This is a genomic window from Aquimarina muelleri DSM 19832, assembly GCF_000430665.1.
GTDB lineage: Bacteria > Bacteroidota > Bacteroidia > Flavobacteriales > Flavobacteriaceae > Aquimarina > Aquimarina muelleri.
In genome coordinates this window covers 25,845-41,631 of record NZ_KE387189.1, presented here as the reverse complement: position 1 = coordinate 41,631, position 15,787 = coordinate 25,845, and the positions used below count along the sequence as shown (strand labels likewise).

10 protein-coding genes are annotated in these 15,787 nt (G+C 34.2%); 6 read left to right on the top strand and 4 right to left on the bottom strand.

The features are described from left to right. Positions 1-89: 89 nt before the first annotated feature. Positions 90-1,385: an aminopeptidase P family protein gene (locus H527_RS0119715; RefSeq protein ID WP_027414233.1), complete on the top strand. Its 1,296-nt coding sequence runs from the start codon at positions 90-92 to the stop codon at positions 1,383-1,385. Between the two features lie 156 nt (positions 1,386-1,541). After that, on the top strand, positions 1,542-1,934 hold the full coding sequence (locus tag H527_RS0119710; protein ID WP_027414232.1) for a lipocalin-like domain-containing protein: 393 nt from the start codon (positions 1,542-1,544) through the stop codon (positions 1,932-1,934). A gap of 100 nt (positions 1,935-2,034) precedes the next feature. On the opposite strand, the gene H527_RS22795 is transcribed toward H527_RS0119710, so the two are convergent. Further along, complete coding sequence (locus H527_RS22795) at positions 2,035-6,648, bottom strand: lamin tail domain-containing protein (RefSeq protein ID WP_081414658.1); 4,614 nt, start codon at positions 6,646-6,648, stop codon at positions 2,035-2,037. Between the two features lie 299 nt (positions 6,649-6,947). Here H527_RS22795 and H527_RS0119700 point away from each other — a divergent pair, with 299 nt between their 5' ends. Further along, positions 6,948-7,331 carry a VOC family protein gene (locus H527_RS0119700; protein ID WP_027414231.1) on the top strand — a complete coding sequence of 128 codons (384 nt, stop codon included), beginning with the start codon at positions 6,948-6,950 and terminating at the stop codon, positions 7,329-7,331. Between the two features lie 34 nt (positions 7,332-7,365). On the opposite strand, the gene H527_RS0119695 is transcribed toward H527_RS0119700, so the two are convergent. Both H527_RS0119695 and brnQ read right to left on the bottom strand, forming a co-directional pair. Then, on the bottom strand, positions 7,366-8,709 hold the full coding sequence (locus tag H527_RS0119695) for a cytochrome-c peroxidase (protein ID WP_027414230.1): 1,344 nt from the start codon (positions 8,707-8,709) through the stop codon (positions 7,366-7,368). 178 nt (positions 8,710-8,887) lie between these two features. Then, positions 8,888-10,174 (bottom strand): branched-chain amino acid transport system II carrier protein, encoded by a 1,287-nt coding sequence (gene brnQ / locus H527_RS0119690; protein ID WP_027414229.1) that lies wholly within the window; start codon positions 10,172-10,174, stop codon positions 8,888-8,890. A 38-nt stretch (positions 10,175-10,212) separates the two neighbouring features. On the opposite strand from brnQ, the gene H527_RS0119685 reads away from it, so the two are divergent. After that, a complete protein-coding gene (locus H527_RS0119685) occupies positions 10,213-10,992 on the top strand; it encodes an alpha/beta fold hydrolase (protein ID WP_027414228.1) in 780 nt (259 codons plus the stop codon). A 239-nt stretch (positions 10,993-11,231) separates the two neighbouring features. Beyond that, positions 11,232-11,501 carry a hypothetical protein gene (locus H527_RS0119680; protein WP_027414227.1) on the top strand — a complete coding sequence of 90 codons (270 nt, stop codon included), beginning with the start codon at positions 11,232-11,234 and terminating at the stop codon, positions 11,499-11,501. Between the two features lie 5 nt (positions 11,502-11,506). On the opposite strand, the gene thiL is transcribed toward H527_RS0119680, so the two are convergent. Next, positions 11,507-12,553 (bottom strand): thiamine-phosphate kinase, encoded by a 1,047-nt coding sequence (gene thiL, locus H527_RS0119675; RefSeq protein WP_027414226.1) that lies wholly within the window; start codon positions 12,551-12,553, stop codon positions 11,507-11,509. Between the two features lie 515 nt (positions 12,554-13,068). Here thiL and H527_RS24670 point away from each other — a divergent pair. Then, complete coding sequence (locus H527_RS24670; protein WP_051316881.1) at positions 13,069-15,771, top strand: choice-of-anchor B family protein; 2,703 nt, start codon at positions 13,069-13,071, stop codon at positions 15,769-15,771. Positions 15,772-15,787: the final 16 nt, after the last annotated feature.

Here is a 15,787-nt window from a genome sequence, read left to right as displayed (position 1 = left end):
GCAAAGTGTGCTATCTGAATTAACATTTTGATTAAGGCTAACTCTGAGGAAAACTCCCATACATAAGGGATTAAACAACATATCATATTATGAAATACCACCAAATTAATAAAAACCTCTTTATCAAAAACCGTAAAAACTTTACTGCGCAAATGAAACCTAATAGCATTGCTGTATTTAATAGCAATGATATATATCCCATTAGTGCCGATAGTACTATGCCTTTTGAACAGCATAGAGATATTTTTTATTTAAGTGGTGTGGATCAAGAAGAGAGTATATTGTTACTTTTTCCGGATGCACCAAAAGAAAAGTATCGTGAAGTTTTATTTCTAAAAGAAACCAATGAACATATTGCAATTTGGGAAGGTGAAAAATTAACTAAAGAACGTGCTCTCGAGGTTTCAGGGATAAAAACGGTATATTGGTTAGAAGATCTGGAAAAGATTTTCTTTGAAATAATGACCCAATGTGAAACTGTATATGTAAATACAAATGAGCATTACAGATCTAATGTAGAAACCGAAACTCGTGAAGATCGTTTTACAAAATGGTGGAAAGCCAAATATCCTGCACATACTGTTGCAAAAAGTAATCCTATTTTACAACGATTACGCTCTGTAAAAGATCCTATCGAAATTGATCTGATACAAAATGCCTGTAATATTACCGAAAAAGGATTTCGCAGACTTCTAAGCTTTGTAAAACCTGATGTTTGGGAATATAATATTGAAGCCGAATTATTACACGAATTTATAAATAACAGATCCAAAGGTTTTGCTTACACTCCCATTATTGCAAGCGGAAACAACGCCAATGTACTACACTATATAGAAAACAACCAACCCTGTAAAGCAGGAGATTTAATCCTAATGGATGTAGCTGCAGAGTATGCTAATTATTCTAGTGATTTATCTCGTACCATCCCGGTATCCGGAAGGTATACCAAACGCCAGAGAGATGTGTATGATGCTGTGCTTAGAGTTAAAAATGAAGCTACCAAATTATTAGTTCCCGGAGCTATATGGGCAGATTATCATGTAGAGGTTGGTAAGCTCATGACTTCGGAACTGTTAGGATTAGGGCTTTTGGATAAAGCCGATATACAAAATGAAGATCCAGAATGGCCTGCGTACAAAAAATACTTTATGCATGGTACTTCTCACCATATAGGATTAGATACACACGATTATGGGATTCTTACCGAGCCTATACTAGCAAATATGGTATTTACTGTAGAGCCAGGAATTTATATTCCCGATGAAGGATTTGGGATTAGATTAGAGGATGATGTAGTAGTACAAGAAAAAGGAGAGCCTTTTAATTTAATGGGTAATATCCCTATCGAAGCAGAAGAGATTGAAGATCTTATGAATAAAGGATAAAACTAAAGCAAGCTTTATCATATATAACCCTATACATTATCTGTCTGGGGTTTTTTAACGCCCAAAAAGTAAAGAAAACTTGGTGGTAAACCCGTAAGGGACTCTATCTTATTTTTTATAGCTTAGATGAAAAATAACTCTAAAACCTTTTAGACTATGAAAAAGTTTCTTTTATACTTTTTTTTGTTTGCTCTTTGCACTGCTTGTGCTAAAAAAAATAAATCCCCGTTAGTTGGTAAATGGAAACTAACCCATACTTTAATCGATATAGGAAACGGCAAGGCTACTTTTGAAAAAGCAAATCAGAACAAAGTGATTGAATTTTTTGCCGATGGCACTTTAAAAAGCAATGTATCTTACTGCCCAATGGATAAGGATGTCTCTGTTGGAACATCAGGAACCTATAATATGGATCAAACTACTCTTGTTATACCTTGTGCTTCTACAGCATCTAAAATAAATTTTGAGCTAAAAGATGTAACTCTAATTATTGATTACCCTACACAATGTATGGAACCGTGTAAAGAAAAGTATGCTAAAGTGGAGTAATACCTATTTAACCTGATTTTTAAGAAAATACACGTTTTATACTATAAAAAAGGTCTGAAAAAAACATTTTTCAGACCTTTTTGTTATGTTCTTATAAAATTTATTTCTTCATTACCTTTTGGGTAACGTTTAGTTTTCCTGTAGTATCCAAAGCTCTAACTACATAAAATCCTTTTGGATAGCGATGCATATCGACAGACAGTTTAGATTGTCCAACCTTAAGCCTGATCGTTTGTGTATAAACAGTTTTTCCTGTAACATCTGTAATTACAACATTTACATTACTTGCATTGGCAAAACTGTTAAACTCTAAAGATAATTGATCCTTAACAGGGTTAGGAGTTACCGATACTTGCACCTCTTCTAATCCAAACTCTTCGGTTAGTAATTCGCTTTCCAGAGCAGTAGGGTTTTTAGAATATGCTAGTTTATTTTTGGTAGCAATACGCTCTCCGTTTTCTAAACATACGATAGCATCCAAGTCATACCCATCTGCAAACCAAGGAAAAACATTTTTATCACTAGTATCTACTACTTTAATATATTTTGCAGAACGTAAGTTACCCGCCGCAAGGTCAAATTCACCATCCTGACAAGTGGTTCCCAAAGAAACAAACGATACCCCATCTTGTGATGCGAATACCTCTGCAGATTCTGGATAATAGTTACATGGTATATTATCAAAAAATCCTGTAGATTCGAATACTGCAAATTCGTTAGTATCTGCATTATCAAAAATCTCGTTGTTTAATTCTATAGTAATAGATCCTCCAAATCCTAAACTCACAAAGTTAAAGTATCCTCTTTCTCTTGGTTGTCCTAAAGCACGTTCTGGTTTGCTTCTAAACCAAGAAACTTTTCTACCATCTCTTCTTTTACCTTGCTCAAATGCCACTACAGACCCTCCTGCACACTCATTATCTACATATTCTGGTGTTAATAAAAATCGTGCAGAAACTGGTAAGTGATCTGAGGTAGTAAAGGCATAATCATTATCATACACCTCATAATGAACAGTTACTGATTTATCTATATATGCATCCTTAAGCTCATTAGTTACAGCGATATGGTCGATCATGTTTTCTCTAAAAACATACGATCGCAATCCTGCTTCGCTTAATGCAGAAGAAACAATAGTGTAGTTTGCGGCATCGTCTATATATTTCTGAAAACTAGAAATGGTGGAAGGAATATCTGCAACAGTTTTATCTACATCATCATTATAATCTCCTAAAAGAATAAGTTTGTTATTCGCAAAATGAACATCCAAGGAGTCTTTTAAAACTTCTACATCGTATTTACGCATATCATAACGATTTTGAGGATCTGCACTACTATTTGCTCTGGCATGTAATGCAACCAAATCGATACGCTCTGTTACTCCTTTAATGGTTATATCTGCTGTCATTAAAAAAGGTAATCTTCCACTAGCATAAAAACGAGAAGGATCGCTTGGGTAATCTACTAGTGCCGATGCATCACCCCCATTATATATAGGATGGATAGAAGTAAACATCGCTCTGGTATTTACTACCGAAACGGTTTCGGTATTATAGATAAATCCTACTTTTTGGGATACTCCGCCAGAACCAGGATAAGACACTGCATCCGACAAGATAAAATCATATCCAGGTAACAGGTTTACCAATTCGGCAAACAAGGCATCATCTGCAATTTCTTCTACTGCATATACATCTGCATTTAATCTTTTTAATACCGTAGCGGTACTATCTCGCTGAATAGCATCAGATAACGGGTTTTGCCCAACAGGCGAATTGCTCTCATCCCCAAACCACTCAATGTTCCAAGCTACTACATCAAAAGTATCTTCTTTAGGAAAACCAACCGTATCTCCTGGTGGTATAAACTCTACTGCACAAGGAATATCAGAGGATTGTCTTGGTAGTAACTGAAAAAACTCTCTAAAACGCCCTATTACTCCTGTAATTTCTGGACAGGTAACTGGTTGTGCTTTTCCAACGATAGAGGCTACATCATTATCCACTCGTAATTCTCCATTTCCGCTAGTATCTGTAAGCGTAAAGTTAGAATTTCCGAATAAAATATCTCCTGGATTAGGGAAGGTAGTATTTAATACCCGAACCAGTTCTCCTGGATGCTGACCAAGTTCTGCCAAAGTAATTTCTACAGGAGTGATCGGGTTTTGAGGAAGACCATGGTTTACTACTTTTGTAACAGAGCTTATCTGAATCTGATCATTAAAAACAGCTCTTGTTCCTGTTATGGTTACAGAGTCTCCTACTTTTAGGCTGGCGTCTGCTTGCACCAAATCATCAAAAACTGCGATACCACCAGTAGCATCCTGAACGAATGCTGGGCCCTTAAAACTATCGGTTACCGTTAGTACACCTGCAATTATAACTGTGGTTCCTTCGGCAACAGCTCTTGCCTCGGCAATACTAATCTGCTCTCCCGGGTTTACTATAATACCTTCGTTACTTACGCCTGGTGTAGGAGTTTTTGCTATGTATGTAGTGGTGTTACGTACTCCTCCTTGCCCATTAGGTACTCTTTGCAGGGATTCACTATCTTTTTTTCCGTTTACATTCTCATTAATTTGTGGCTGATCTGCGTTAAGTAATACCAATAATTCTGCATCATCTACATCGTCGGTATCATATACTACAGCATCTATCAGGTTATCGGTAGTAACGGCGCTTCCGTTAGGAAAATTAGTAGCATCGCCAAAATAGAGAGCCACTGCATCTGCCCCGTTCTGAAACGTATTGCCTGGCACCACCAATCCAACATTGGTAACATCTGCATTACCGATTACAAAATATCCTTCGGCATTGGTAGAAAAACCATCCAGATCGATTGCATTATAATTGGTATCGTTGTTCCCGTTATAGTTTACCAATACATAACCATCCAGCGGGGTATTTCCTGCTCCGCCATCGTATAACTCTACAAATTCCAGAGTGTCTGCTCCTTGTGTATCTGCGTCTATCTCATTAATGATAAGGGTAACCACCTGTGTTGCATTTGTATTTGCAGACCCTGGTGTAGGGATTGCTTGTGTGTAGGTAGTTGTGTTTCTTAATCCACCAGATCCGTTTGGAAAACGTTGTAACGATTGAACATCTTTATCTCCTTTTTCATCTTCGTTTACTTGTGGCTCTTCGGTATTTAAAAGCGCTAACAACTCTATATCGTCACTATCATTAGTGTCATATACAATTGCATCTACTAGGTTATCGGTAGTAACGGCAGTACCGTTAGGAAAATTAGCTGCCTCTGTTTTATATAATGCTACCGCATCTGCACCATTTTGTAATCCGTTTCCAGAAAAAGTAATACTTACATTGGCAACATCTGCATTACCAATAACAAAATATCCATTTGCATTGGTGGTAAATCCTGTTAAATCATACGTAGCATAGCTTTGATTATTCGACCCATTAAAAAACACCAGTATATATCCATCCAGAGAAGTATTTCCTGCTCCGCCATCGTATAACTCTACAAATTCCAAAGCGTCTGCGCCTTGGGTATCGGCATCTATTTCATTAATTACTAATTGTGCTGTTGGATTTACATCTTCGATAACAACATTCTCACGGTTAGGGGTGTTTATCGCTTCTCCGGGTTCTGCAATTACAGTAGGAAAACTAAGCAACCCACTACCGTCAAAATCATTTCTGGTCCAATCGGTTGTTGCATTGGTATCCTGACCGTTAGGAAATCGGGAAGCCCCGCCTACGGTAAATGAACTACCGTCAAAAGATTGCAATAAGGTAACCATGGCATAATTAAGATCAGATGCCCCACCATCATTAACCCCAATATCGTCTGTTATTTCTTCCCACGGGGTGGTATCCAAAACACCATCATCGTTGGTATCTAAATCCTGCCCAAGTGTCCCTGTAAAATTTTTCACTAAAAGTAATGCTACCGTTCCGTTTTCGAATGTATTATTACCAAAGGCAGTAGTAAAATACCCGTTAACATCTGTAGTTCCTAATTGTATAACCTCATCGATAGTTCCTGCAGCATTGCTATCTCCTTCGATCTCTAGCAACCAATAGGCACTTAAATCGGTATTTGCACCAGATAGTACCTCAACAAACTCATCGGTATCTGAACCTGTGTGGTTAAATACAAATTCATTAATTACTGGTGTTATAAACGGGGTACCAAAAGTTTGGTTTGTATTTACTGCGCCATAGGTGTTGGTTGTTGTGTTTTCCCAAACAAAGTCTGTGGCTTTGGTTCCTGCTCCCGATAGTTGTAAAGAGGATCCAACTGGTGCTGTATTAGGCTCGGATACCCCAATATCTGTACTTGTTATACCGTTTGCTGGTCCATCTGCAGCGGTAATAACCCCTTCGTAACTTAAAAACTGAACAACCGTATTGTTGTTATCTACTAATGCTAATCCATCTGGTGATCCATTTTGAAGACCGTTGGCAGGAAGCATTTCTACTTTGGTTCCAAAACCATTTTGTTGGTCTGTAAGAGTTCCTGATAAGGAGATGGTATTGTAAACACTGTTGTTAGAACCATTGTATAAAACAATACTCCAACCAGTAAGATCTGTTCCTGCTACCCCTGCGATTTCGATAGCTTCTTCTACATCTGTACCTGCATTATCATAGTGTATTTCGTTGATAAACACAGATTGTGTAAATCCATCCTGAACCCCTATAAAACAAGAGATAATAAATGGAATTAAAAGTAATTTTAATTTCATAACTGTTAATGTATTTGTGTGATTTTTTGCGGATAACAAGTTATAGCATTAGAATGACTATAGGTGCAGGGATATGTTAAAAAAAGTTTAAGAAATATCTTTATATAGACCTGTTAGAACATTCAGGAGATCACTAAGGTGTTTATTTTATTTTTTATAAAATAATCTCTATTCATTTCATAAAACTTATAGTTCACTGGTGTCTCATTTTTATAGAAGCCAAAAAAAATATGTTTTCATCTATATATAGAATATTTTGTATAGTTTTTTCGTTCCTTATAAAAGTCACCTTATATAATATGCAACGAATGAAAATTACTGCTGGTCACCAGCAAGCGATGCCATATATAGTAGTAGAAAAAGCTGAAGATTTTATAGATTTTATTCGAAAGATTTTTCAAGCCCAAGAAATGATAAGAAATCTGGATCTGGATAATAGAATACAACATTCTGAGATTAAAATAGGGGATAGTACCATTCTTCTTTCTGAAGCATCACAACATTATCCTGCACACCCTGGATCAATGTATGTATATGTAAAAGACACAGACAAAACCTATTATGATGCCCTTGATTCAGGAGCCAAATCCTTAATGCAACCTATGGAAGAGGATTATGGTGCTCGAGGAGCAGGTTTTCTAGATCCATTTGGTAATACCTGGTGGATCGCTACATTAAACTAAGTTTTATCTGTATATTTTAATCTATATTAACTTATTAATTACATCCCAAATCAATTTGAGACTGTATATCATTAGTAGGAAAACATTGTCCAGATTTTAATGTTTCAGGAACATATCTGGTTAGATTACTATCTCGTAAACTGTTTTCTATAAAAGCAGTTAGGTTATTTATTTCATCATCTGTTAAATCAATAGTTCCAAATTGTGATGCGAAATTTTCAACCGTTGCTTCTGTAGATTGTGGGATTCCTTTGTTTTTGTATGCAATAACATCCCTTACAGATGTAAATGTTCCTCCATGACCATAAAAACCATTATCTAACAAATTGTATAGAGTAGGTGTTTTAAACTTATAATCATCATTAGTGTTTTTGGTAAAACCACCTCTTCCTTTTTTTATATTTTCAAATCCAGAGTTAGCAACAACTACTGCCTTATTAGAGTTATCAAAATCTCCCATTCCAAATGCATAAAAACCTTTATCGCTTAAAGCAGGACCAGTATGACATTCATAACATTTTCCTTTACTAAAAAAAGTTATAGCTCCTTTTTTTTCTACAGTAGTCATAGCGTTACGATCCCCTTTTAGCCATTGTTGCCAAGGTGATTTATTTGCAAGCAAAGTTCTTTCATATGCAGCTATTGCAAGGCCTGCATTTTTAGTAGTATATCTTTGTTTTTCTACTATATCCGTAAAAGCTTGGTCAAACATTTCTTTATATCCAAAAGTAATTACAAAATCCTCATCAACTAATAATCGATGAACACCTTGCCCTTTTATAGCTTGAACTTCTACCCCTTGAAATCCTAAAAAATTCTCAGGTATTTGACCCCAATTTGCCTCAGTTCCTTGATTGGTTCCTGTAGCTCCAAATTGCCCATTCCAAAGCATTACATCTTGGTATGCAACATTTAAAAGAGTAGGAGAACGAATAGGTTGGATATCTACAGAATCAATAGGAACACCTTGATTAATTATCCTACCATTACCATTGATTCCAAATCCAACACCACACTCTCCAATCCCTTGTCGTAAAGCAGAACTAAAACCTGCTGCAGCTTGATGACAAGAAGCACAAGAATATGTAGCTGTCATCTCTGTCATTTTTGGTTTTCTGCCCAACGCAGTTTCGTGTAACAATAATTTACCTAATTCTACCTTTTCTTTAGTAATTACATTTAAAGGATCTTGAGGAATATTAAGATAGTCATCACTTTCTGGTAAAATAAAATAGGATAGTGTTTTATCTTCAGAAACAGTTGTTAAAATAGTTGTTAGTTCTTTATCTAAACCTGATCCAACAGGGATATAATCATCATCGTCACTACAAGAAAATAAAAATAAAGAGATACATGTTAGAGTAATTATTTTTTTCATAGGCATTTCCTTTTTTGATACTAGCTATTTTTTGAATTTATTAAAAAACAAGAATGTTTTATTCTACTAAATTCAAATGACAAATGATATTAGTATAAAATAAATTATTTTTCAGCACGAAAATAGTAAAAAACAATTCGATAGAAAGGGGGAGATCCCCCCTAATTTTTAAAAAAGTTTAAGAAATTGTTTTGTCTTTTTTGTAAGACAAAACATTCATAAGAATTAAGGTTACTATTGCAGGTATTAACCAAGCTAGGCTATATTTCCCAAAAGGAAGAATCTCTAAAATTGGACTAATAAATTTCTGCATACCTATAGATCCAAAAAAATCAGGAATACTAAACATAATGGTTACAACAACCACTGCTCTAAATACTAGCGGAGAAGTAAATCTATTAGGTAATATATTTAAAACTATTAAAATAATAGTTATAGGATATATAAACATAAGAGCTGGTATAGCTATAGTGACAATATTATGAACATTAAATTGCCCTATTAGAACACCTAAAAAGCAAGCTATAACTGCAGTAAGAATATACACTTTTTGAGAGTTATTAAACAACCCTTTTATAAAATCCGCAGTACCAGTTATAATACCAACTGCAGTTGTAAAACAGGCTAAACCAACTAAAATGCTTAAAAATGTTTTTCCTATCTTACCAAGAGTTATGAAACTTAAACCAGATAATAATTCCGTTCGCGTTACATTGGTTTCAAATTGGGTACTAAACAACGCTCCATTATATATCATTCCAGAATAGATTATCAAAAGTCCCATTCCTGCTACAATACCAGAGCTTATAATTACCCTCCTGTTTCTAATAAAATTATTTTCTCCTTTTATTTTTAAAGAAATTATAATAACAGCGCCAACAACAACAGCACCAATGGCGTCAAAAGTTTGGTACCCTTCTAACAATCCCTTAATCATTGGTGTTTTAAATTCAGATGGGTTTATAACAGGGTTCTGTACAGAAAAAACACCTATACATATAATACTTAAAACAACAATAAATAAGACAGGAGATAAAAATTTACCTAATAGATTAAGAACTTTAGAGCGATTAAGTACAAAAAGTAAAACCAAAGAAAAGTAAACAACACTTGTTAACCATGCGCTGGTACCAAAAAAAGGTTGAATTACCATTTCATGAGTTACAGAAGCAGTTCTTGGGGAAGGCAATGTAATCGATATTAAATAGACAAGAATACAGTAAATAAGACTAAAAGTAGGAGACACCTTTTTTGCAAAATCTAACATGGTACCTTGTAGTCTGGCGTGCGCAAAAATCCCTAATAAAGGTATAATTACTGCCGAAATAACAAAACCTAGTGTAACCATAAACCATGCATCTCCCGCTTTTAAACCAAGAAGAGGTGGAAACATGAGGTTTCCTGCACCAAAAAACATAGAAAATAATGCAAATCCTGCTACGAAAGTTTCTTTATTAAATCTCATTTAGTTAGGTTTATCAACCTTAAAAATAAACTTTCATAATGATATTACTGTATAAAGGGATTAAAATAAATTATAACACTTTAGGGAAAGGAATACCTGTAGTATTTCTTCATGGGTTTTTAGAAAATTTAAACATGTGGGAGAAAACCACAGAGTCTCTAACGGATAGCTATCAATGTATTTTGATCGACCTTTTAGGTCATGGTCACTCTGGAAATATAGGATACATACATACTATGGAAGATATGGCAAAAGCCGTAAAAACTGTTTTAGAAAATCTAAGTATATCCAAAGCTGTTTTTGTGGGACACTCTATGGGGGGATATGTATCTTTGGCCTGTGTAGATCTTTTCCCTGATTTGATTTTGGGTATTGCACTGCTTAACTCTACTTCATTTCCCGATAGTGAAGAAAGGAAATATAATAGAACCAGAGCTATTAATATTGTTAAAAAAAATCCTAATGCATATACAAGTATGGCAATAGCTAATCTTTTTGCAGAAGAAAACCAGCTACAGTTTGCTAGCGAAATACATGAAATTAAAAATCAAGCCTCTAAGATGTCCTTACAAGGAATTATTTCTGCTCTTGAAGGGATGAAGATTAGAAAAGATCGAACCAATATTTTGGCTAATTTTAAAGGGTTTAAAGTAATTTTTGCTGGAATTAAAGACCCTATTCTACCCTATAAACAAAGCTGTGCAGAAGCAAAACAAAATAATGTTGATTTAGTCAGTCTTGAAGGGGGACACATGTCTTATCTAGAAAATAAAGAGCAATATATGATAGAACTTAGTCGATTTTTAAATTCTATATAATATACAACTAATAGAAAGAAGTGTATTCTTACTTTTCACAACTACAGAAAATCAAAAATATAGACAAAATACATTTTTGATGGCTAAAAAACACTTTAAAATTACATTCTTACTTAAAAAACGTACATGAAATGCGTTTTTTTCTTACAAAAACATGGATAGTTATAAAAAATATGTTATTATTGTATTGATAATGAACATTTAACCCCTTTTTATGAATTTTTAACCCCTTAAAAATAATGAAAAAAACTACCCCTAGCGCCGCATTTTCTTTTTCTAAAATCTATTGTTCTTTGTTCGGTCATAATTACCTTCTTTCTAAAAACGTTACACATCATATAAAAGAGTATACTTGTTCTCATTGCGGTGAGCAAGCTACAACTAATAGTCGAGGTCGATTAGAAATAATGACACCTAAATTAAAAGAAATTAATAATGCTTTAGCTTCTGTGCATGCCAAAAAAATGGCAAAAATCAATATAGATACTTCTTTTCGGGTAGTATCATAACTATTCTATTCGTTTATAGGGTTCCACCCTTGAGCTTTTATTTCTATCTTTTCATTAGATCTGGTAACTAATCCTATCCCACTTTTTTCATCCGTTATATGACCAATAACGGTTAAACTAGGATTTGCTTTAATTTTTGAATAATCTTCTTGCTGGATAGTAAACAATAATTCGTAATCTTCTCCGCCATTTAAAGCCACAGTAGTACTATTTAATTTAAATTCCTCGCAAGCAGATATTACCGTGGGATCTAATGGGATTTTTTCTTCATATAAATTTACTCCGACTTTGGATTGTTTACACAAGTGTATAATTTCAGAAGATAAACCATCACTTATATCAATCATACTTGTGGGCTGTACATCCAGAGCTTGCAGGAGTTCTCGTATATCTTTTCTAGCTTCTGGTTTAAGCTGTCTTTCGATAAGGTAAGTATATGGATCTAGATCTGGCTGCGAATTTGGATTGACTTTATAGACTTCTTTTTCTCTTTCTAATACTTGAAGCCCTAAATATGCTGCTCCCAAATCTCCAGTTACAACTAAAAGATCATTTTCTTTAGCACCATTGCGATAAACCAATTCTTTTTCTTCAGCATATCCTACAGCTGTTATACTAATTAACAAACCAGTTGTTGAAGAAGTGGTATCTCCTCCTACCAGATCTACATTATAAATTTTTGAAGCAGCTTCAATCCCCGAATACAGTTCTTCTAAAGCTTCCAAAGGAAATCTATTAGATACCGCAATCGAAACTGTTATTTGTGTTGCTATTGCATTCATTGCATATACATCAGACAGATTAACAACTACCGCTTTATATCCTAAATGTTTTAAAGGCACATAAGATAAATCAAAGTGCACTCCTTCAATCAATAAGTCTGTTGTTAAAACACATTTCTTATTCTTAAAATCTAAAACTGCCGCATCATCACCAACGCCAATAGCTGTAGTCTTTTGCTTGATTTTAAAACCTTTAGTTAAATGATTAATGAGTCCAAATTCTCCTAATTCAGATATCTGTGTTCTTGATGTATTTTTATTTTCAATCATTTTGCAAATTTAGGCAACATGATATTTTTATCTACTATAATTTATAAAAATAAAATCTATTCCATATGCAACAAATATTAATTTATCTCTCTTTTTTATAATAATGACTTTATGTTTTCACTAAAATAGTAGCCATAGTAAAAAACCACCTACTCTTTTTGTTTTTTATCTTGTTATTAATTTCTTTAGGATATAAAAGTAATAAATCAGCCGCATAGTTATAAATGATAATCATGTATTTGTAATTGTATAATTTTTTAACAAAAAAATTATGTAAATCGATAAATTTTGATATTTAACTTATTGTTTGTTAAAACTATAAGCCTTAGGTTTAAAAAAAGGCACCCCTCTATCTTAAAAAATGTTAAAAATAGTTAATAAACAACAAATTAATAGGATATCGTTAATAAATTATAAAATAATTTAGCAAATTAATTGTATTTTTATTTTTTTAACTAAATATTTATACATGACAAAAACTTAACGTTATAACTAACTCTTAAAACACAAACTCAATGAAAAATTTAATAACTACTCTTCTGCTGTTAATTACAGTGGTATATTCTTATGGTCAAACCCCCTGTCAAAATGGGTTTGCTGGTTCTTACCCATGTAACGATTACGATTTAATGTCTCAAGTAACTCTATCTACTATGAACGCCAGTTTGGGTAATGATAGCTGGGGATGGACAGATCCACAAAATGGTAACGAATATGCAATTATCGGATTAAATAATGGTACTGCATTTATAAATATTTCCAACCCTACTAATCCAGTATATTTAGGCAAACTCCCTACTGCTACTTCTAATAGTACTTGGAGAGATGTAAAAGTATATAAAGATCATGCTTTTATTGTAAGCGAAGCTAGTGGTCATGGATTACAGGTTTTTGACTTAACCAGATTACGGAATGTAGCGAATCCACCTCAAACATTTACAGCAGATACAAGATATACAGAATTTGGAAATGCCCATAATATTGTAATCAACGAAGATTCTGGATATGCCTATGTAGTAGGAGCTCAAAGAAACTCTGGGCCTTATAAAGGGGGACCTCTATTTATTAATATTCAAGACCCAAAAAATCCTATTAACGCAGGAGGGCTTTTATCTGGAGGACAAAGAGCCTATACACATGATGCGCAAGTAATAACTTATAATGGGCCAGATAGTGATTATACTGGAAAAGAAATTTTAATAGGTAGTAATGAGATTGAAATAGTAATAGCGGACATAACTAATAAATCAAATCCTGTTACTATATCTACTATAAAATATACAGATGTTAAATATACCCATCAGGGATGGTTCACAGAAGATTTAAAATACTTTATATTAGGAGATGAATTAGATGAACAAGGTGTAGGTTTCAATACCAAAACAATTGTATTTGATTTTCAAGATTTAGATAATCCAAAATTCCATTTTAACTACTTTGGACCTACTCCTTCCACAGATCATAATGGCTACGTAAAAGGGAATTTATTTTACCTTGCAAATTATAGAGCAGGTTTAAGGGTAATAGACATTTCTAGCATAGGAGCTAAAACAATGACAGAGGTAGGTTTTTTTGACACATATACTTCTAGTAATAGTGTAACTATGGATGGTGTATGGAACGTATATCCTTATTTTAGTAGTGGAAACATAGTTATAAGCGATATTCAAGGAGGACTTTTCTTAGTTCGTAAAAGCAATACTTCTGGAGGAGAATGTATCGCAACAGTACCCGTAGGAGTAACATCTTCTAATATAGGAGCAACAACAGCTACAATAAACTGGACCTCTATATCAAATGCAACTTATGATATAAGATATCGCCAAACAGGAGCAACCTCTTGGACTACTGCTACTTCAAATTCTGCTTCTTATAACATAACAGGTTTAACGGCTACTACAGCTTATGAAGTACAGGTAAAAAGTAAATGCCAAGACGGAACCTCTTCTGGTTTTAGTGCCTCTACTAATTTTACAACTACCAATGTACAAATAAACTATTGTGCATCTAATGGTAATAGTATTGCTGACGAATATATAAGCAATGTTAGCTTAGGAACTATTAACAACACTACAGGAGCCTCTAATGGAGGCTATGCAGACAATACATCAATCGCAACAGACATAGCAAAAGGAAGTTTACAAACTATTACAATAACACCAACTTGGGCAAATAATATTTATAATGAAGGGTATAGTGTATGGATAGATTATAACAAAGATGGAGATTTTACAGATTCAGGAGAACAGGTATGGACTAAAGCAGCCTCTAAAACAACTCCGGTTACCGGGAGTTTTACTGTTCCCGCAGCAACAGCTGAAGGAGCAACCAGAATGCGTGTTTCTATGAAATATAATGGTATACCAACCTCCTGCGAATCTTTTGAATATGGAGAGGTTGAGGACTATACTGTTAATATTACCGCTGGCAGTGGCGGAAGCCAAGGATGTTCTTCTGGAATATCTTCTTTTCCTTATAATGAAAGTTTTGAAAATACACTTGGGGTATGGACACAATCTTCTACAGATAATATAGATTGGACTATAGATGCAAATGGAACACCTTCTAATAACACAGGGCCATCTAGTGCTACACAAGGGACATATTATATCTATGTAGAAGCCTCAGGAACAGAAGGATTCCCTAATAAACAAGCTATTATAAACTCTCCTTGTTTTGATCTAAGTAGTCAAACTTCAGCCACATTTTCATTTGCATACCATATGTATGGTGCAGCAGATATGGGGAGCTTTGCTTTAGAGGCAAGTACAAATAATGGTACAACATGGGCCAGTATATGGAGCCAGACAGGTAACCAAGGAAACTCTTGGAATACTGCTAACATAAACCTTTCTGCTTATGTTGGAAATAGTGTGCAATTAAGATTTAATAGAACAACAGGATCTACATGGCAAGCAGATATTGCTATTGATAATATTTCCTTAACCACCAATGCCTCTAGAAGCGAACCAATTACACCTGTAGAAAAGATAGCATTTCATATATTTCCAAATCCAGTTAAAGGAGGTCTTTTAACTGTGTTTATTGATGGAATAGAAAAAAATGCAAGCTTTGAAATTAAAAATTTTTTAGGACAATCCGTAACCAAAGGGACTGTTACAAATACAATAGATGTTTCTAATTTAAGAGCTGGCACCTATTTTGTACAAATCATGGCAAACAATCAGGTCTATACAAAACGTTTTGTAAAAAACTAATATGATAAATTTTATA